At 36.2% G+C, this 20,944-nt stretch carries 16 protein-coding genes, 1 pseudogene and 1 other annotated feature; of the genes and pseudogenes, 15 read left to right on the top strand and 2 right to left on the bottom strand.

All coding sequences use genetic code 11. The annotated features are described in order from the left end of the window. Window positions 1-321: 321 nt before the first annotated feature. The 9 genes from G577_RS0104930 (at window position 322) to G577_RS0104970 (ending at window position 10,631) form a co-directional block, all read left to right on the top strand. On the top strand, window positions 322-1,572 hold the full coding sequence (locus G577_RS0104930; protein ID WP_028790237.1) for an ATP-grasp domain-containing protein: 1,251 nt from the start codon (window positions 322-324) through the stop codon (window positions 1,570-1,572). Window positions 1,573-1,623: 51 nt separating this feature from the next. Continuing rightward, on the top strand, window positions 1,624-3,099 hold the full coding sequence (locus G577_RS0104935; RefSeq protein ID WP_028790238.1) for an APC family permease: 1,476 nt from the start codon (window positions 1,624-1,626) through the stop codon (window positions 3,097-3,099). 163 nt (window positions 3,100-3,262) lie between these two features. Next, complete coding sequence (locus tag G577_RS0104940; protein WP_028790239.1) at window positions 3,263-4,285, top strand: acyltransferase family protein; 1,023 nt, start codon at window positions 3,263-3,265, stop codon at window positions 4,283-4,285. Between the two features lie 60 nt (window positions 4,286-4,345). Next, window positions 4,346-5,674 carry a C1 family peptidase gene (locus G577_RS0104945; protein ID WP_028790240.1) on the top strand — a complete coding sequence of 443 codons (1,329 nt, stop codon included), beginning with the start codon at window positions 4,346-4,348 and terminating at the stop codon, window positions 5,672-5,674. Window positions 5,675-6,054: 380 nt separating this feature from the next. Further along, a complete protein-coding gene (locus tag G577_RS0104950) occupies window positions 6,055-7,449 on the top strand; it encodes an L-cystine transporter (protein ID WP_028790241.1) in 1,395 nt (464 codons plus the stop codon). A gap of 129 nt (window positions 7,450-7,578) precedes the next feature. Continuing rightward, window positions 7,579-8,322 (top strand): acyl-ACP thioesterase domain-containing protein, encoded by a 744-nt coding sequence (locus G577_RS0104955; protein WP_028790242.1) that lies wholly within the window; start codon window positions 7,579-7,581, stop codon window positions 8,320-8,322. Between the two features lie 97 nt (window positions 8,323-8,419). Next, window positions 8,420-9,250 carry a DUF72 domain-containing protein gene (locus tag G577_RS0104960; RefSeq protein WP_028790243.1) on the top strand — a complete coding sequence of 277 codons (831 nt, stop codon included), beginning with the start codon at window positions 8,420-8,422 and terminating at the stop codon, window positions 9,248-9,250. Window positions 9,251-9,290: 40 nt separating this feature from the next. Further along, a complete protein-coding gene (locus tag G577_RS0104965) occupies window positions 9,291-10,109 on the top strand; it encodes a Cof-type HAD-IIB family hydrolase (protein ID WP_038022836.1) in 819 nt (272 codons plus the stop codon). Between the two features lie 15 nt (window positions 10,110-10,124). Then, window positions 10,125-10,631, top strand: a complete 507-nt coding sequence (locus G577_RS0104970) for a pyrophosphohydrolase domain-containing protein (protein WP_028790245.1) — start codon at window positions 10,125-10,127, stop codon at window positions 10,629-10,631. Between the two features lie 64 nt (window positions 10,632-10,695). Here G577_RS0104970 and G577_RS0104975 read toward each other — a convergent pair whose 3' ends face one another. After that, a complete protein-coding gene (locus G577_RS0104975) occupies window positions 10,696-11,145 on the bottom strand; it encodes a DUF2188 domain-containing protein (RefSeq protein WP_028790246.1) in 450 nt (149 codons plus the stop codon). Window positions 11,146-11,374: 229 nt separating this feature from the next. Here G577_RS0104975 and G577_RS11055 point away from each other — a divergent pair. After that, window positions 11,375-13,021 (top strand): annotated as a pseudogene (locus tag G577_RS11055) (peptide ABC transporter substrate-binding protein). A gap of 116 nt (window positions 13,022-13,137) precedes the next feature. On the opposite strand, the gene G577_RS0104985 reads toward G577_RS11055, so the two are convergent. After that, entirely contained in the window at window positions 13,138-14,487 is a 1,350-nt protein-coding gene (locus G577_RS0104985) for an aspartate kinase (RefSeq protein WP_028790247.1), read from the bottom strand. Between the two features lie 280 nt (window positions 14,488-14,767). On the opposite strand from G577_RS0104985, the gene G577_RS0104990 reads away from it, so the two are divergent. From G577_RS0104990 to tpx, 5 genes are all read left to right on the top strand, one after another. Continuing rightward, a complete protein-coding gene (locus G577_RS0104990; protein WP_028790248.1) occupies window positions 14,768-16,495 on the top strand; it encodes a septation ring formation regulator EzrA in 1,728 nt (575 codons plus the stop codon). Between the two features lie 240 nt (window positions 16,496-16,735). Then, window positions 16,736-17,878 (top strand): cysteine desulfurase family protein, encoded by a 1,143-nt coding sequence (locus G577_RS0104995; protein WP_028790249.1) that lies wholly within the window; start codon window positions 16,736-16,738, stop codon window positions 17,876-17,878. Window positions 17,879-17,889: 11 nt separating this feature from the next. Continuing rightward, window positions 17,890-19,101, top strand: coding sequence for a tRNA uracil 4-sulfurtransferase ThiI (gene thiI / locus G577_RS0105000; protein WP_028790250.1), 1,212 nt, complete (start codon window positions 17,890-17,892; stop codon window positions 19,099-19,101). Window positions 19,102-19,396: 295 nt separating this feature from the next. Continuing rightward, the gene (locus G577_RS0105005) at window positions 19,397-20,074 is read left to right on the top strand and encodes a redox-sensing transcriptional repressor Rex (protein WP_038022835.1); all 678 of its coding nucleotides are present in this window, start codon (window positions 19,397-19,399) and stop codon (window positions 20,072-20,074) included. Window positions 20,075-20,196: 122 nt separating this feature from the next. Then, window positions 20,197-20,691, top strand: coding sequence for a thiol peroxidase (tpx, locus tag G577_RS0105010; RefSeq protein ID WP_028790252.1), 495 nt, complete (start codon window positions 20,197-20,199; stop codon window positions 20,689-20,691). Between the two features lie 31 nt (window positions 20,692-20,722). Continuing rightward, window positions 20,723-20,936 (top strand) — a binding site (T-box leader). Window positions 20,937-20,944: the final 8 nt, after the last annotated feature.

Consider the following 20,944-nt stretch of genomic DNA (forward strand, 5'->3'; position numbering starts at 1 on the left):
CTGGGTTGCATGCTTAAACGCGTAGACAGAACTACAGGAGGAAATAGCACAATCCCATGTGGATCCTTTCCACTGACTATTATATCTCAGGAACCACACAATATCGAAACAAGATCCCAAACGCCCTCCGCTCGTTCAAGAATCACGAGCTGCGCGGAGCTCCGCTCCTTGCCTTGGCGAGCAAAGCTCGCTTTAACAAAAGGGAAACATTGTGTTGCTTAAAGCTTTTATTGATTAATGTTATTTATTTTATTTTCAAAGAACCAGAATGTTTGCATCAGAGATGATGCTTATAAATATATTTTACGAGGAGGAAATACGGTGGAGACATTATTATATGTAAATATTAGAGGTTATAAAGTAGAACGGTTAAAACCGATATATGCTGCAAAAAAATTAGGCTACAAAATTACTTTATTAGCGGATAAAGATCCTGGATTGGATAAGGGACTTATAGATGATTTGATTATCGTGGATACGTATGATATAGAAGCTTCGGTTCAGGCAAGCATTGAATATGCGAAAAATCATTCTGTCGCAGGGGTCTTGACCTGGGCAGATAAAGACGTCGAACTTGTAGCAAGAATTGGCGAAGAACTGGGGCTTCGTACAATAAATAGGGAGTCTGCTAAAAAAGCAAGAAACAAGTATCTAATGCGCGATGCCTTAAGTCAAATTGAAGGTCTTTGTCCAAAATATAGACACGTATTATCTTTTTCTGATTTACAACAAGCTGTTAAGGAAGTGGGCATACCAGGGATTTTTAAGCCTGTGGGAGGAGCAGGTAGTAAAGGTATCTTTAAGATCGATGAGAATACAAATGTTGAAGAAACCTATCGATTGATGCTTGAGACTACTTCTCCAGAAGAAGATAAAACGTTTAGCTACTATCCGAATGAATATATTTATGAAGAATATTTAGAAGGACCAGAAGTCTCTATTGATGGCGTTGTTCAAGACCATATAGTCTATATGACTGGAGTGGCAGACAATTTGGTATCAGAAGATTACTCATTAGACTACATGGAAATATTTCCGTCAGAAAAAGACGATGAAACAATTAAGGAAATAAAAAGGTCTACGAAAACTGCCGTGAAAGAACTAGGATTTAATGATTGTTCTTTTCATCTAGAAGGAAGAGTGACCAAAGAAGGATTTAAAATGTTAGAAGTTGCTGCTCGTCCTGCTGGAGGATTTATTGCTTCTCATGTGATTGAAAATGCTTCAGGTATTTCTTATATTGAATTTATTATTAAAGTAGCTGTTGGTGAAAATATACAAGATAGTTGGCCGGAGTTTGATAAAATTAGTAATCAAAGCGTTTGTCATTATGAAGTTTTAGCTAATGAAGAAGGAGTAATAACGAATATACGTGGCCTAGATGATGTCATGGAAGATGAAGATGTTATTTTTATCATACCTGTAAAACAAATAAATGAAGAAGTTGTTTTACCTCCGAAAGATTTTGAATCTAGTTATCTTGCTACTGCTATTATTAGAGGGAAAGGTTACTCCGAGGTTAAGAAAAAGATTGATCGATTGGAAAATAAACTGGATTACACAATACAATAACAGGGAGGAGTTAAGACTGTTCGAAGGAATTTTAATTGAGGATGGATAATTATGAAAGAACGCACAACACTACAGAAAAGTCTTAAACCCCATTGGGTGTGGGCGATTGCTCTTGGTTCTTCAATTGGCTGGGGAGCATTTGTACAACCTACAAATTGGATGTCCACAGCCGGTCCTCTTGGAGCTATTTTAGGTTTTGCCATTGGTGGTCTATTAATGATGTTGATCGCGATTAGCTATGGCTTTCTTATTAGAAATTTTCCGGTATCAGGAGGGGAATTCGCTTATGCTTTCATTAGCCTTGGTAAGACACATGCGTTTATTAGTGGGTGGTTTTTAACTTTAGGCTATATTTGTGTAGCGGCTTTAAATGCTACAGCTCTTGCATTAATGGTTCAATTTATTTTTCCTTCAATCTTGGAAAATTTATATATGTATGAAGTAGCAGGATGGGAAGTTTATGGTACGGAGATTATCATTGCTTCCGTTGCCTTAGCGATTTTTGGCTACCTTAATGTAAGAGGAGGCGTTTTCTCTGGAAGAGTACAATTTATTTTTTGTATAACTATGATTGCAGGTGTATTACTCATCACGTTTTTAACAGGTATGCAACCCAATACTGGTTTGGGAAATATATCTCCCAATTTTCCAATGGATACAACAGCTGTTTCTGCAATCGTATCTATTGTTGCTATTGCTCCATGGGCATTTGTTGGCTTTGATAATGTTCCGCAGACGGCAGAAGAATTTAATTTTTCTTCTAAAAAAGCTTTCGGACTGATTGTTTTTGCCATAATGTCTGCGGTGCTAGTCTATAGTCTGATGATTACTGCAACGGCTATGTCTGCACCATGGCAAAGGCTCTCAGCTGCTAACCATATTTGGGGAACTGGCTTTGCATTTGAGGAACTTCTAGGAAATACTGGACTCATCATTTTGGTAATCGCTCTAACGATGGGAATATTTACTGGCTTAAATGGTTTCATCGTATCCACAAGTCGTTTATTATTTGCCATGTCCCGTGCTAAATTTATACCAAAAGCTTTCTCCAAATTACATGATAAATATGAAACACCTTATATTAGTATTATTTTTACTGTTGGTGTTTCTATGTTAGCTCCTTGGTTTGGTAGGCAAGCTTTAAACTGGGTAGTTGATATGTCTTCTATTGGAGTAGCTATTGCTTATTTTTACACGTGTTATACTGCTTTTTCTCTTTTTAAATGGAAAAAGGGGGAGAGCTTTGATAGTAAGTTTCATATTGTGTCTCCGTTGCGAAAAGTTCTTGCTGGTTTAGGAGCGATGGCAAGTATTGTCTTTTTAGGACTTCTTATTGTACCAGGTTCTCCTGCCTACTTAGAAGTTCAATCTAGAATAGCTTTGGCCATCTGGATTATAATGGGGATTATTTTTTATTTAGTAAAACGTAAAGACTACAAAAAGATTTCTAGTGAAGAAATGGGTTACTTAATATTAGGTGAAGAAGAAATTTCGACTGAGTCTAAGAAAAATGAAAAAAATCTCTAGATTGAAACAGCGTCTTTCCATTGGGCGTTGTTTTTTATTTTTGTTATCTCCTAAAGAGAAATTTTTGCTGTTTTTTCATAAAAATGCAACTAAATTGCAATGATTTTCAGTTATAATAAAAGTATAATATTAAGTAGAATAGAAAAGTTGGTGATTAAACTCCATGGCAACTAAGAAAAGAGATCCTTATTTTGATAATGCCAAATTTTTATTAATGATCTTAGTGGTCTTTGGGCATATGATGCAACCTTTTATTGAAAATGAGCAGTGGAACCATGATTTATACTATACGATCTTTTCGTTTCACATGCCGGCTTTTATTTTTATTTCAGGATTTTTTGCTAAATCATTTGATCCGCAAAAGAGAGCACCAGTAGCTACAAGCTTTCAGAAATTTATCGTCCCTTACATTTTCTTTCAGTGGACGTATTCTCTTTTTAATCGACTTGCAGGTGCAGAAGAACACTTCACTTTCCAACTTGATGTACCTAACTGGTCCTTGTGGTTTTTAATTAGTTCTTTTTTCTGGCAAATTTCTTTATATTTCTTTCGGAAAATACGACCATCAGCCGGAATTACGATTAGTATATTGATTAGTTTACTTGTTGGTTATACGCCTTTTATAGGTCGAGAACTTACTTTACAACGAACGGCCGTTTTCTTACCTTTTTTTGTAATTGGTTATTATCTCCCTAAGGACTTTGCGGATCGATTCAAAAACTTAAAGTATAAACAATTCTTTGCTTTAGGTTTTGTCCTCATTTATGCCTTAGTAAATTATTTGAATGAAGTGAATAAATATATGTTCTTTGGTTCAAAACCGTATGATGATTTTTTGAATTTTTCTGAATGGGGATTTTTAGTTCGAATAGTCACATTTATGTTAGCCATTATTGGTATGCTGGCCTTCTTTTCTTTGGTCCCCACACGAGAGACAAAGTATACTAAAGAAGGGAAATACACCTTGATTGCTTATCTTCTACACGGTTTCTTTATCCGAGGAATGCGAGCCTTTGATTTGGAAAATATCCACTTAGGTTTTCCGGGTTTCATTATTTTAGCTTTGGCTAGTATTGTGTTAACGACGCTACTGGCAAGTGAGCCTGTTGGGAGAGTTTATAGCAAAATCGAGCAGTATTTCTTAGGCAATCGAAAAAAGAATGGGCCTTCCTATAATAATCTCTAGTTGTTTTTGCTAAAACGAAAGAGTAAAATAGCTAGATAAATGGTAGAAGGAGATGGAAAGATGTCTGAAATCACAAATGAGATGACGGAAAGATTTGCTGAAGAATTTGAAAACAATAAAAGACAACAGATTGTACAAAATGCGGTCACGAAAAATGGCATTAGCAATTCAGCGGAGAATATAGAGGCACAAGCAACGAATGTTCCTGTGTTTTCGATTGATTTAAAGACAGGAAAAGTGGCAGATCAGAAGCAATCCGGGCGTTGCTGGATGTTTGCGGCGCTTAATACATTTCGTCATAAAATTTTAGATCGTTTTAATCTTAAAGAATTTGAATTATCTCAAAACTATTCTAACTTTTGGGATAAATATGAAAAAGCAAACTATTTTTACGAAAATATTTTGGCTACGGCAGATCAAGAAGTTACTAGTCGTAAAGTAGCATTTTTGTTAGAAAGACCTCAAAATGATGCGGGTCAATGGGATATGACGATTTCACTTTTTAATAAATATGGCGTTGTACCTAAAACAGCTATGCCAGAAAGCAGTAACGCAACTAACTCACGTGACTTAAATCAGTATTTGAATAAAAAGTTACGTAAAGATGCAGCTACATTACGTCGATTAGTCGCTGCAGGAACTTTGGAAAATGATATTCAAGCAGAAAAAGAAAAAATGTTACAAGAAGTTTTTAATCTTTTAGCTATTTCATTAGGCACGCCACCGACAACGTTTGATTTTGAGTATCGTGATGACCAACAAGAATATCATATTGATCGTCAGTTAACCCCTAAAACTTTTTATGATAAATACGTAGGTGTCGATTTAAATAATTATGTTAGTGTGATTAACGCACCAACACAAGATAAGCCTTATAATAAATCTTATACGGTTGAGATGTTAGGCAATGTAGTAGGTGGAAAACAAGTTCGCTACTTAAACGTTGATATGCAGACTTTAAAAAAATTAGCGATAGCACAATTAGAGCAAGGAGAATCCGTATGGTTTGGCTGTGACGTAGGTCAATCTTCAAATAAACAAAAAGGTATTTTATCTCTAGATATTTATAATGTGAATGAATTGTTTGATATAGATTTTACAACAACTAAAGCTCAGCGTTTAGATTATGGGGAAAGTATGATGACCCATGCGATGGTCTTAACAGGCGTTGATATTGTAGATGGAAACTCTACAAAGTGGAAGATTGAAAATAGTTGGGGAGAAAAAGTGGGTGATAAAGGATTCTTTGTCGCAAGCGACGATTGGATGGATGAATTTACCTATCAAATTGTTGTTCGTAAAGACTTTTTAACTGAAGAACAATTAGCTGCTTATGAACAAGAGCCGACTGTTCTAGCACCTTGGGATCCAATGGGAACGTTGGCTTAATAATACATTTTATAAGGAAAAATAAAAAACGGGGCATTTTCTTTTCTGATAAAAGAGATGCTCCATTTTTTTGTTTTTTAAGTGCTAATGAAATATAAATTGTTTTGATAAAACGTTGAAATGATTCTCCACAAAAATACCTTCTTTACAACATTCTTATCTGCTATAACGTACCTTCTCAAGAGCTAAAATAAAATAACTTACTAATTACAAGTGCAAATATTAGACAATTAATATAAGCCCAGTTATAATGAAAGCGTCACTAATGAATCTTTCACACGTATTTTCATTAGAGTGCGCTGTTGAAGAATGGTCACTAGGAACCTTTACTTCCCTTGACGGACTTGTCATTATACGGAGAAATTAAAGGAGGAAGTTAAATGACAACTCTGCTCACTGTAATTGTATTACTTTTATTTGTTGCAGTTTTATACGCGTTTTATCGCATGCAAAAAGCACATGCTAAATTTTCAACGCGCGTCTTTACTGGGTTGTTTGCTGGTATTCTCTTTGGCGGAATTTTACAATTGGTTTTTGGAACAGGAAGTGCAGTTGTTGAACAATCGCTAGAGTGGATCACTATTGTTGGTGATGGTTATGTTGGTCTACTTCAAATGCTCATCATGCCATTGGTTTTTGTTTCTATCGTGAGTGCATTTACTCGCATGAAAGAAAGTTCAAAGATTGGAAAAATCAGTTTTTCAGTGCTGGCGACTTTACTAGGAACAGTCGCAGTTGCTGGCTTAATTGGTGTTTCAATGGTTATGCTGTTTAATTTAGATGGAGCTCAATTTACTGAAGGGGCCGAAGAATCTAGTCGAATTGCTGAAATTACACAACAACAATCAGAAGTCGCAGACTTATCGATAGCGGAACAAATTCTTTCATTTATCCCAACGAATGTGTTTGCAGACTTTGCCGGTAGTCGGGATACGAGTACAATCGGCGTGGTAATCTTTTCTGCTTTTGTTGGTGTAGCTTATTTAGGAGTCAAACGCAAAATACCAGAACAAGCAGATATGTTCAACCGTATTATTGAAAGTTTGTATAATATCGTTATGCGTATTGTAACGCTTGTTCTTCGCTTAACTCCTTTTGGTGTATTTGCATTGATGACTAATGTGTTAGCAACAAGTGATTTTGGAGCTATTGTTAATTTAGGTACATTTATTATTGCTTCTTATGTAGGCTTGATTATCATATTGTTTGTCCACAGCTTACTATTAGCATCAGTGAGAGTTAATCCGATAACTTATTTCAAGAAAGTATTTCCAGTATTAAGTTTCGCATTTACTTCACGTTCTAGCGCGGGAGCATTGCCAATGAATCTTACTACTCAAACCAAAGCGTTGGGAGTCGACGAAGCTACGGCGAACTTTGCCGGTAGTTTTGGTATTTCCATTGGACAAAACGGTTGTGCTGGACTTTACCCAGCAATGTTAGCTACGATTGTAGCTCCAACTGCGGGTGTTGATATTTTTGACTGGCGTTTTGTTATTATGCTAATCTTGGTTGTAACTATTAGTTCATTTGGTGTAGCTGGTGTTGGCGGTGGTGCCACCTTTGCTTCGTTGATTGTGTTAGGTTCAATGAACTTACCGGTAGCTATCGTTGGACTAGTGATATCTGTTGAACCATTAATTGATATGGGTAGAACATTAGTTAATGTGAATGACAGTATGGTAGCTGGTGTTGTAACGAGTGCCAACTTGAATGATTTGGATCGTAATACATTAAATGATTCAAATCAAATGGTTACAAGTAATGAAGTATAATACGAGCTTATCTAAAGAAGAGTGCGTGTGCTCTTCTTTTTTTTATACAAAATTACCAGGACGTATAAAAACTTTTTTGTTATACTAGTCCTATGAATTTTTGGCACCTTTAAAGGAGGTTTTTATAACTTGGCAGCAAAATATACAATCCCACACGAGGTTACTTACTATGAATGTGATGTAAACCGCACCATGAAGTTATCGACAATGATTGCTATTGTGATTAAAGTATCTGAAGAACAAAGTGATGTTTTGAACAGAGGCAATGACTATATCCAACAATTTGGTGTAACATGGGTAATTACTCATTATGAAATTTTTGTTTCTCGCTTACCTGAAGCAAACGAAAAAATACAAGTGACCACCCAAGCGATGGAATATAATAAATATTTTTGCTATCGGAATTTTTGGATTACGACAGAATCTGGGGAGGAGCTTGTTCGTATTGAATCTATTTTTTCTTTGATGAATTATACGACACGCAAAATAAGCAGTGTGAGTGAAGAGATTATTGCTCCTTTTGAAAGTGAAAAAATCACTAAGATTAAACGACCTCCTAAAATTGAGCCTTTAGAAGACCCAAATACTGTGCCTTTTCGTGTTCGTTTTTATGATATTGACAGCAACCACCATGTGAATAATGCGGTATATCTTAATTGGTTTATCGATGGTTTAGGTTATGACTTTTTAACCAGTTACGAGCCAGAATATATGAACATTCGTTTCGATAAGGAAGTAGAATATGGGAATCAAATTGAAAGCCTTTTTGAAATTGATGACCAACAAGAAGGTAAGAAGAAAACACGTCATGCGATACAAATCGCAGGAGAAACTTACTGTGAAGCTCAAATCTTATGGAGGAAAAGATTATAGTAGCCCCATTTGATTTTTAGTATACTTTCTATCTTATTGCGTTTCTCTTTTTTTGTCTTTATAATAAATGCAACTCTAAAATAAAGAAGGAAATGAAATGATACAGATCGGTTGTACAAGTTTTAAGGAACATACTTATTTAACTGGGAAGAAAGAAACAAGTTTGTTTGAATATGCTGCTCATTTCCCTTTGGTAGAAATGGATACAAGTTTTTATGCTATTCCTAAACAAACGTATGTAAAAGAATGGTTAAAACAAGTTCCTAAACATTTTCAGTTTATTATGAAATTGCCAAAAGTTTTCACTAAACATGAAGATCTTGGAGAAGGTCACACGCTTAACGAACTGGCCCAAGAATTCTTGGAAAGTTTGCGTCCTATGTTTGAACAAGGGCAATTATTTTGTTTATTGGCTCAATTTCCTCCTTTTTTCGCTTGTACGCGTGAAAATGTTGATTATTTAAGAAGAATCCGTCAATTATTTCCTAATATACCGCTAGCTGTAGAATTACGTAATAATAGTTGGTATAGTCCTGCTTTGCTAGAACAAACAAGGTCTTTTATGAAGGAGCAACATTTTTCTTTAGTGATGGCAGACGAACCGAAAAAATTATCGAGTACGATCCCTTTGGATGATTTTGTAAGCCATTCAAACTTTGCTTTTTTTCGCTTCCATGGGAGAAATGATGCTGGTTGGAACGTGACCGGTCCGGACGCGAAGCGTTTACGTACCAATTACCGTTATCAAAAAGAGGAACTAAACAGTCTTAAAGAAGCTGTAATTAAGGCAGAAGAACAAAGTAAGAAAGTAGCGGTAATTTTTAATAACAATGCAGGAGGCGATGCAGCGGAAAATGCCCTGCAATTTAAAGATCTTTTACAATTGAACTTCGAAAATTTAAACCCTAACCAGATGGAGCTGTTTTAAAAAGTTGGCAAAACAAAAGATTAAGGCTGTTTTTTTCGATATGGATGGAACACTTTTAACAAGCCGAGGAAAAATTGCTAAAAGTACAAAAAAAGCGATAGAAGCACTACATAACAAAGGAATTTTTTGTGGAATTTCCACGGCTCGAACTCCTGCAAGTGTTGCTCATATCTTAAAGGATCTGCCTTTTGATTTATTTATTACTTGTAATGGCCAACTCGTTTATACTAAAGAGCGAATGATTTATGCCAAGCCTTTTGAGCAAAAAGCTTTAGATGAAATTATTGGTTATGCTGATCGTTATTCTCGCCAAATGATTTTATGTGCACAAACACATACCCAAGGAAGTTGGACGATGCGTTTTAGCCAGTCAGGTGCACTATTGCGTTTTGCACGTTTTATTCCTTATTGGTTTTCAATTCGTCCAATGAAACGTATTCTACAAAAATATAGCCCTAATCGTAGAAAGCAACGTTATGCTAATTTAGCAATTTTGGATGAACCGATTTACCAATGTGTTATGCTTAGCGCTGAATATGAAACAGAAAAACTTATAGCGGCTTTACCTCATTGTGACATTAAACGATCCAATCCTTATTCGGTAGATTTAGTGCCTAAAGGAAGTTCAAAATTAGTAGGACTACACTTTTTAAGTGCGCATTTAGATATAAAATTAGAGGAAGTAATGGTTTTTGGGGATCACTTGAATGATATTGAAATTCTTCAGGGTGCAGGAGTAGGGGTTGCCATGGGAAATGCTTCGACCAAAACGAAGCAAATTGCAGACTATGTGACACAAAGTAATGATCAAGAGGGAATTGTTACAGCGTTAAAATATTTTCAATTGATGAATGAATAGGAAGGAAGATCGTTTTTGGAACCATTTGAGATGGCAGAAGAATTTCATGAGACATTTAATCCTGAAAAACCAGGGAAGCCGACTGCTTTTACCCAAGCAAAAGCATTGAATCGGACGGGCTTTAAAGTAGAAGAACTTGTTGAACTATTATATGCTACCAGTAAAGGAAACCGAAAACAGTTTTTGGAAATGGTGGAACAATTGCATGAAGCTGTTGAACAAGCCAAAGAAAAAGTTTTACATAAACAATCGTCAAATTTTGATCCGCTAGTAGCGCAAACGGATGCTTTAGCAGATTTGTTATACTTTACTTATGGATCCTTTGTATTATTAGGTGTTGACCCTAAACCGATAATGGAAATTGTTCACCAAGCGAATATGGGAAAAGTATTCCCAGATGGCAAACCTCATTATGATCCAAAAACGAATAAAGTGTTGAAACCGGAGAATTGGGAGTCAGAATATGCACCAGAAGCAAAGATTAAAGATGAGATATTACGTCAAATGAAACATTCTGAGTAAGGACGAAAGATAAAATGGTTATGAAAAGGTCTTCTCTTAACTAGCCCTAAGAGAAGACCTTTTACTATGAGTAGTCACGTGTTTCTTGCAACTGTCCATCCTGCTTATAGATTTCGAGCTTTGTTCCTTTGTTTTGAGCAATATATTTTGCGCGTTCAATCGCCTTATTCTTATTATCATAGATTTCGCTAGGTTTTTTGGCTCCTTTTGAAATGACTTGCCATTGATTTCTTTGATGCTTAACTTGGACATTTGTATTTAATAAGAATTCGTTTTGTTTTTTTCCATTGTGCGGGTCGTTTTTTTGAGGCGGAGCTTCTTGACGAAAGGTTTCTTTTTCTTCCGGGCTTGCATTGTCATACCACTCTTGAGCTTGTTTTGTAGCAATGGGGATCGCTCGATCTTCTGGATAGCCATCTTGTAACAAAGCGTTAGCTATATCAATTGCTTTTTTGCGGACTAATTCGCCTAAGTTTTTCATTGTTGACGGATAATCTTGCATATTCCATACCATTTGTTATCCCTCCCTAAAAATATATTTGTAATCTCCTTCTTTCTTTATCTTCAGTATAATGGAGTGAGTCATTTTTTTAAAAGAATCCGTTTCTTGATACTCTTTTTTTATTGCCTGAAAAATCAGAAAATTAAGCAATTTCTGAAAAAAAGTTGCAAATAGGGAAGAATTTTTGTACAATGTTACTCATATTAAACAAGTGGAACTTGTATAAAAGGGAGTATGTGGAATGAAAAAGGGAAAGTTATTAGGGTTTATGGTAGGAAGTACTGTGTTCTTAACTGCTTGTACAACGGGGAATACAGCAGATAGTGAACAAGAAGATGGGAGCAACGAGAAGGTTTTCAATTTGTCAGTTGTCCAAGAAATGCCTTCTGCTGATTTGTCATTAGCGACAGATACCATTAGTTTTACAGCGTTGAATAATGTTTATGAGGGGATTTATCGACTAGATGAAAATAATGAGCCCCAACCAGCTGGAACTGCAGAAATGGCAGACGTCTCAGAAGACGGTTTGACCTATAATATAACACTTAGAGAAGATGCTAAATGGTCTAATGGAGAACCAGTGACTGCCGATGACTACGTGTATGGATGGCAGCGCACTGTCGACCCAGAAACAGCAGCAGAGTATGCTTATCTTTATGGTTATGTTGAAAATGGGAACGATATCATCGAAGGAGAGAAAGATCCTTCGGAGTTAGGAATTACTGCAGTCAATGATCATGAATTAGAGGTTAATTTAGATACGCCAACCCCTTTTTTTGATAATTTACTAGCTTTTCCTTCCTTCTTTCCTCAACCGCAAGAAGTGGTGGAAGAAAAGGGGGATACCTATGCTGAAACTAGTGATGATTCGATTTACAATGGTCCTTTTTCTTTAACAGAATTTGATGGTGCCGGCTCAGATACGGAGTGGAGTTATACAGCTAACGAAGAATATTAGGATAATGAGAATGTAGATCTAGATAAAATTGATGTTTCGGTTGTTAAAGAATCTTCCACAGGGTTAAATCTATTTCAAGACGGGCAAACAGATGATGTTGTTCTTACAGGAGAGTTAGCGCAACAAAACGCCAATGATCCTGAGTATCAATCAGTAAAAGAAGCGCGTACAGCTTATATTGAATTGAATCAAAGAGAAGAGGATTCTCCATTTAATAATAAAGATCTTCGATTGGCTTTGTCTTATGCATTAGATCGCGATTCTTTAGTACAGCAGATATTAGGAGATGGTTCAGAAGCTTCGACGAACTTACTACCTGAAGAAACTGGAAAAGATCCTGATACAGGAGAAGATTTTACCGAAGTTTCGGATTCTACATTGTCTTATGATACTGAAAAAGCTCAGGAACACTGGGAAAAAGCTAAAGAAGAACTAGATATTGATACACTTGAATTTGAATTGTTGGCTGAAGATACAGACTCTTCAAAAAAATTGGCTGAATACATTCAAGGAGCGTGGGAAGACCTTGAAGGTGTAGACATTACAATTGCATCCGTTCCTTTTAGTGTACGTCTTGATCGGTCAGAAGCAGGAGAATTTGATGCTGTTGTTGGAGGCTGGGCAGCGGATTATGCGGATCCAAGCAGTTTTACAGATTTGTTCCAAACAGGCAACTCTTATAACCGCGGACAATGGAGTAATGACGAATATGATGAACTAGTTGAAGAAGCTGCAACTACACATGCCAATGACCCTGAAGAACGATTCCAAAATCTACTTGATGCAGAAAAGATTTTAAATGAAGAAATGGGCGTCATTCCGGTTTATCAAAAAGCCGAAGGTCACTTAATTTCGGATAATATTACAGGCATTGTTAACCATAGTGCTGGTGCAAAGTACGATTACAAATGGGTAACAATAGAGGAATAAAAAAAGGACCGGCTATGTAGTCGGTCCTTTTTCAGTATAAAGTTTGTTTAAAAGAGAAACTAGCAAACTCACATTTTGAAAAGAATTATGATATATAAGTTTTTTCTGACTATATTTTACTCAAAAAAAGTATAGTATAAAGTTCGAATAGCATCTTGTTCACGATCTTCATGAATACCGAACATAATGCTAACTTCGGAGGATCCTTGATTAATCATTTCTATATTAATTTTCTTTCTAGCCAAAGCGGCTGTTCCTTCAGCCATGCTTCCAACTCGTTGTTTCATTCCTTCCCCCACAATCATAACCATCGAAAGATTATGAATAATTCTTAATTCATCAGGATCGATAACATAAGCGATTTTACGTAGTAGCTCTTCTTCGATTTCAGGAGTAAGTTGATTTGCTCGCAAAATAATCGAAATGTCATCAATTCCTGAGGGCATATGTTCATAATTTAAGCCAAATTCTTTGAAAATTTCTAGCACTCTTAATGTAAAACCAACTTCCCGGTTCATCAAATATTTATTTAAATAAATCATGCTAAATCCACTGTCACTTGCAATTCCTACAATCGGTTGATCTTTGTTTTTTCGCTCAGTGGTAATTAACGTTCCCGGATGATTAGGGTCGTTAGTATTTTTGATTACTACTGGAATTTTGGCACGGTAAGAAGGCATTAATGCTTCATCATGAAAAATTGAAAATCCTCCATAAGAAAGTTCACGCATTTCACGATAGGTAATTTCACGAATCGGCTCAGGATGATGAATAACACCTGGGTGGGCAGCGGAAATACCGTTAACATCAGTAAAGTTTTCATACAAATCAACCTCCATTGCCGCAGCGATGATTGCTCCAGTAATGTCTGAACCTCCGCGGGAAAAGGTACAAACTTCACCGCTTTCGGTATAGCCGAAAAATCCTGGGATAATAAGAACTTCTGGACTATTACGCCAACGGTTGATTGATTTATAAGAACTTGACAAAATACGAGCATTCAATGGCTCATCTGAAACAATAATTCCTAATTCTTGAGGATCTATATAACGTGCATTCACACCTTCTGCTTGTAATACGCCAGCGATTAACTTTGCATTGTTATTTTCGCCACTCGATAAAATTTTATCAAAAAAGTGGGGATTGTCTTCCATAGCTAAATCTTTTAAATCAAGAAGTGATTGGTAAATTTGTTGTAAGACCTCTTCTTCAATTTGAAAACTTTGTCCGATTTCTTGGTAGTGTTCAAAAATCTCAGTAATTAAAGAGTCAATTGGTTCATTTTTATTTCGTTTGTGATAGAGTTCAACTAGCAAATCAGTTACTTTTTTGTCTGTTGCAAATCTTTTACCAGGAGCAGAAACAACGGCAAAACGTCGTGTGTCGTCTGCTTTGATAATTTCTACGACTTTTCTTAGTTGCGTAGCATCTGCTAATGAACTACCACCAAATTTTGCTGCTTTCATAAATTATCTCCGCCTGTCTAATTCAAAAACTTTTTAATAGCATATCGTTAAATGAATTATAAATCAAGGTTTCAAACAATAGGAAGTAAAAAAACTGCCTTGTGGAAGTATTATTTTTTTAATAATACATAGTGATTGCCGCTAGTCTTTATGCTATAATCGTTTTAGATGTCTTTCCTATAGAAAAGTTCGTATCTCTATGGGATTCAGTACAAAGGAAATTAATTCATCTGTCTTTTATTATAAGTTGATGAAAAGAATCAAAAATGGAGGCAGCTAAATGGGAAGTAATCTAATCATAGGAATCGTTATGGCTATTATAGTCATTGCAGCGGTTGTCTACGGCGTAGGATTTTATATGCGTAAGAAAAATCAAGAAAAACTAAAATCTCTAGAGGACCGTAAAAAAGCGCTGCTTGATTTACCTATCAATGACGAGATCGAAGAGATAAGGAAAATGCATCTAGTCGGTCAGAGTCATACTTCGTTTAAAGAGTGGGAAGAAAAATGGGAGAACCTTTCGACAGAAAAATTTGCCGAGCTGGAAAGCCAAATTTTTGAAGTAGAAAATTTGAATGACGCTTTTCGTTTTGTTAAGGCGCAAACAGCGATAGCTAAAGCGCAGACAACGATGGACAATATGGAAGCGGAAATTCAAAAGATTCGTGAAGGGTTCAAAGAGCTGCGCGAAAGTGAAGAAAGAAATTCGGAAAAAATCCAGCAAGCTTTAGATGTTTATGAAGAGATGAAAAAAGCGCTAAGAGAGCGTGGTGATCAGTTCGGGCCGGCTTTTGCTGAAATTCAAAAACAAATTAAAAATGTAGAAAGTGAATTTACAAGTTTTATTACCTTGAATACTTCAGGAGACCCAGTGGAAGCTCATGATGTATTAGAATCTGCTGAAAAAAATACTTTTGCACTAGAAGAATTGATGCGAAAGATTCCTGATGAGTACGAAAGTCTTCATAAAACATTTCCTGAGCAGTTAGAAGAAATCGCTGAAGGTTATCAAACATTAATGGATCAAGGATATGTACTTCCTGTAGAAAATTTTGCAGAAAATATCCAACATGTAAATCATCGAGTAAATAATACCCTGGATGATTTAGAAAAAGTTGAGATCACAACGGTAGAAGAAGCCAACGTTGAAACAGCTCAGCAAATTGATCAGTTATATGAAGTGATGGAACATGAAATCGCAGCTAAACGTTATGTAACGCAAAATCGTAAGGCGCTTGCCGATGCTATTGTACATGCTACTAACAATAATCGTCAGTTATTAATTGAACTGGATCATACGTCACAAACCTACACATTAAATCATAATGAACTGGCTAGAGCCAGAAGCTTCCAATCAGAAATTGAGGAGATTGCGCGTCGAAATGATTCTGTTGATCCTAAATTAGAAGCTGGAGAAATTCCTTATTCAGAAGTCGAAAATTTTTATAAAGACGCTTATAAGATTTTAGATAGTGTGGAAAGTGAACAAGTTGAAATTGATCAAGCGTTACGGGATTTACGTAAAGATGAAAAAATAGCTCAAGACAAAGCAGAGGATCTCGAGTTTAGGTTACGTAATTTAAAACGTTTTGTAGAAAAACAACGCTTGCCTGGGTTACCAAGTGATTATTTAGATTCTTTTTACAATGTGACTGATTGTGTGGAAGAACTTGATGATACCTTGAATCGAACTCGTGTCGATATGGATGAAGTAAACCAAACGGTGGCTATTTGTGAAGATGAGCTGAGTATTCTAAAAGAAAAGACAAATGATATGGTTGATGAAGCAGCTTTGACAGAACAAATGATGCAATATGCTAATCGTTATCGCCATTCCCATACTGAAGTGAGAAATTCACTTGAACGAGCAATCGATTTGTTTAAATACGAGTATCGCTATAAAGATGCGCTTGATGAAATCGGGAATGCTTTAGAACGAGTAGAGCCTGGGGTTTTTAAGCAGATTGAAGAGTTTTATTATGAAAATCGGGACAATTTGTTGCAGTAAGTTAGAAACTGAGGCATAAGAAAACAAAAAAATATCCGAACTATATTTGATATGCTAGTTATCGTCGAGTTGCGATAAGTATTTTCTGTAAGCAGAAGCAGTCTTCCTATAGTTCGGGTATTTTATTATTAAGAGTTATTTTGTTATTCCAACTTTTCTGCTAATCAGCCTTGAAACTTGAAACAAAGTACGGATGTGGATATAATGAAACAGTATTTTGAAAGAGAGGGTCGTAGATAAATGATCTATTTTGATAATAGTGCAACGACAGAAATTTATCCTGCAAGTTTAGATACATATGTAAAAACAAGTAAGCGAGTTTTTGGAAATCCGTCGAGCTTACATTACTTAGGCGTTCAAGCCAATCGATTATTAGAACAAGCACGCAAACAAATAGCTGATACACTGCAGGTTTCAAATGAAGAGATTGCGTTTACTAGCGGGGGGACTGAAGGCGATAATTGGATTTTGAAGGGAACAGCCTTTGAAAAGCGATCTTACGGTAAACATTTGATTATTTCTAGCATCGAACATCCAGCCGTAAAAAAAACGGCTGAGCAATTAACTCATTTTGGATTTGAAGTTGATCAAGCGCCCGTGACTGAAGAAGGAATAATAGATGTCAATCAGCTTGCTGAACTGATTCGAGAAGATACGATTTTAGTTTCTGTAATGGCAGTTAATAATGAAGTAGGTACGATACAACCGATTCAAGAGATCAGTACATTGTTAGAAAAATATCCTAAAATCCATTTTCATGTAGATGCAGTGCAAGCGATCGCTAAAATCGATACGCAAAAATGGCTAACTCCGCGCGTGGATTTTGCTGCTTTTTCGGCGCATAAATTTCACGGTCCGCGGGGCGTAGGTTTTATTTATTGGAAAAAAGGGCGTCGATTGCAAGCACTAATGACAGGAGGCGGTCAAGAAGGTGAACAGCGTAGTGGGACAGAAAATGTGCCAGCTATTGTTGCAATGGCGAGGGCGTTACGCCTTACTTTTGAAAAGATAAACCAAAGACCTGAGCATTTGAATCATTTGAAAGATGCACTTATGAAGGGGCTTAGTACTTATGACAAAGTGACGATTTTTTCTCCAGAAGAAAATAGTGCGCCTCATATTTTATGTCTTGCATTAAAAGGGATTCGTGGAGAAGTTTTGGTTCATGCTTTAGAAGAAAAAGAGATTATTACCTCTACGACTAGCGCTTGTTCAAGTAAAAAAAATACAGCCTCAAGTACACTAGCAGCTATGAATGTAGCAAGTGCATTGGCTACTTGTGCCATTCGAATTAGTTTAGACGAAAGTAATACAGTCGCAGAAGTTGAGCAATTTATGGTTGTCTTTGATCAATTGTATCAACGCTTTTCAAAAATTAACTAGGAGGTGTTTGGGTGAAATATTCTGAAATTATGGTTCGTTATGGTGAGCTATCGACAAAAGGAAAGAACCGCCGGTCATTTATCATGCAATTGGCTTCAAATGTACGTCAAGCACTTATTGATTTTCCTGCGTTAAAAGTTCATGCAGATCGAGATCGTATGCATTTGATATTAAATGGCGAAGATAGTGATCTGATTATTCCAAAATTACAAAAAGTGTTTGGTATTCAAAATTTTTCTCCAAGTATACGTGTAGAAAAAGATCTTGAGCAAATAAAACAAACTGCTCAAGAGATAATGAAAGAAATTTATACTGGAAAAGAAACATTTAAAGTTACTGCTAGACGTAGTGATCATACGTTTGAACAAACAAGCGATGAATTAAACGTGACCGTAGGCGATGCAGTAATGGACTGTTTTCCTGATATTAAAGTGCAAATGAAACAGCCTGATATTAATCTACGAGTAGAGATTCGTAGTAATGGAGCTTTTTTATCCTATGAAACCATTCTAGGTGCTGCTGGTTTACCAGTCGGTACAAGTGGTAAAGGGATGCTGATGCTTTCTGGGGGGATCGATTCGCCAGTGGCTGGATATATGGCGATGAAACGTGGTGTAGAAATTGAGGCTGTGCATTTTGCTAGTCCACCTTATACGAGTGAACAAGCTTTGCAAAAGGCCAAAGACCTGACTGCAAAACTTGCGCCTTATGTGGGTCAAATTCAATTTATAGAAGTCCCATTTACTGAAGTACAAGAAGAAATAAAAAATAAAGTTCCTGAGGGTTATTGGATGACAATCACGCGACGCATAATGTTGCTTTTGACAGATCGTATTCGTCAATTGCGTCGAGGCTTGATTATTTTAAACGGCGAATCTCTAGGTCAAGTAGCCTCCCAAACTCTACAAAGTATGGTAGCAATAAATGAAGTTACGAGTACACCAATTATTCGTCCAGTGGCTACGATGGACAAATTAGAAATTATTGATACAGCACAACAAATTGATACTTTTGATTTATCTATTCAGCCTTTTGAGGATTGTTGTACGATTTTTGCACCTACCCAACCTAAGACACGTCCTCATCTAGATAAGGTTCATCAATATGAAGAAAGACTAGATATTTACGGCTTGGTTGAACGTGCTTTAGCTAATATTAAAGTCGATCAAATTTTGCCGGAAAGCCCTCAAGATCAAGAAAATGAATTTGCCGAGTTATTGTAAAAAGGAATTTTTGGAGAGGACCTAATGAAGGCCCTCTTTTTTTAGAGGAAATTGACGAATGAATGAAAATGTGGTCATTTAACTCATGGATTGGAGGGATATCGTTTGATGTTTCTCCAATTTGTTTAGATTGGGGGAATATTGTGTGATATTTAGCTAACGATAGTGATGATTCAAACTAGTTCGTTAACTTTTTTGCTTAAAAGAGGGAGGGGACTTTCAGTGCATACGATTCCCATTTTGTTGCTAAAATGCAAGAGACATGGTACACTTTATGTGAATATATTAACAAAAAATGGGAGGCGGGCAAGTGAACAATTATAGTACGAAAACAATACCACGAGCTACGGCTAAAAGATTGCCCTTGTACTTAAGAAATTTAACGATTTTACACTCTAAGGGTATAGTTAGAATTAAATCAAAGGAATTTTCCAAAATTACACAAGTGCCTCCTGCGACGATTCGTCGTGACTTTTCTTATTTGGGAGAGTTAGGACGTAGCGGTTACGGTTATGAAGTGGGTTTTTTAATTAAAGTTTTCAGTGAACTATTAGATAGCTATGAAGAAAATAGGATCGCAATTGTTGGTTTTGGCAATTTAGGAAAAGCATTAGCTAATAATAATTTTCGCCGAAATCAAAACCTTACGATCGATTGCGTATTCGATACGGATCCAGCAATTGTAGGACAAACCGTTGGCGGTTTTTATGTTTATAGTATGGCTGATTTTGAGAAAGTGGTTCGAGAAAAAAATATTAAAACAGCTATCTCTACAGTACCTAGTGAGTATGCACAAGAGGCCATTGATATTGTGGTTCATAGTGGGATTACTGCGATATTAAATTTTGCTCCCGACCGAGTCGAAGTACCTGACAGTGTTAGCATGCGGTATATTGACCTTACAACGGAATTGTTAACCTTACTCTTTTTTGATCGTAATTATAAAAAGCCTTCGCTTGTTGCGACGTCTTAAGCATATTTTTTTATAAATTTTTGTGACTGCTTTATACTATGAATAGATTGCAAAGCATCGGATAAGCAATAAATGATTTTTTTATGTTAGTTGTTTTGCTAAGTAAGAGTAGGAGGAAAAATATGTTTATTACTCGTAAGGGAGAAAAATTAGAGGTACCTGGCCCCCAACCAGAAGTTGGCGATAGAGCGGAGTCTTTTTCTTTAAAGGATTTACAAGATCGTACGTATACCTTAGAAGACTTTAATAATGGAAAACCAACAATTTTAAGTGTCATACCAGATATTAATACACGTGTCTGTGCTTTACAGGCTAAACGTTTTAATGAAGAAGCGAGTCAGCTTGAAGCTATTAACTTTGTGACAATTTCCAATAATACGAAAGAAGATCAAGCCAATTGGTGTGGACAAGAAGGGGTCGATATGATTATGTTACATGATCCGGAAAACACTTTTGGTAAGACGTATAATCTTTATATGCCTGAAGCAGATAAATTTGCACGCAGTATTTTTGTTCTTGATCAAGACGGAACGATTCGTTATGAAGAAATTGTACCTGAGATGTCTGATGAACCTAATTATAAAAAAGCATTAGATGCCGCAAAGTCATTAGCTTGAATTGACTTTAGGATACTGACATTGTAGAATAAGACAAACAAGACTTAAGAGGAGTAATTGGTCTCATTGATTTTAGAGAGGAAATTCTAGGCTGAAAAATTTTCATCAGTAACCAGTGAAGGTAGCTTAAGTGTCTTTGACTTGAATAAAGTAGGGTCAAACGGGTCGTGACCGTTAGTTCACTTGTAAGTGGCAGTAAACAAAGACTGCAATTTAGGTGGTACCGCGTAAATAGCGCCCTAAGATGTTTATT

Source organism: Tetragenococcus muriaticus DSM 15685, from assembly GCF_000423785.1.
Lineage (GTDB): Bacteria > Bacillota > Bacilli > Lactobacillales > Enterococcaceae > Tetragenococcus > Tetragenococcus muriaticus.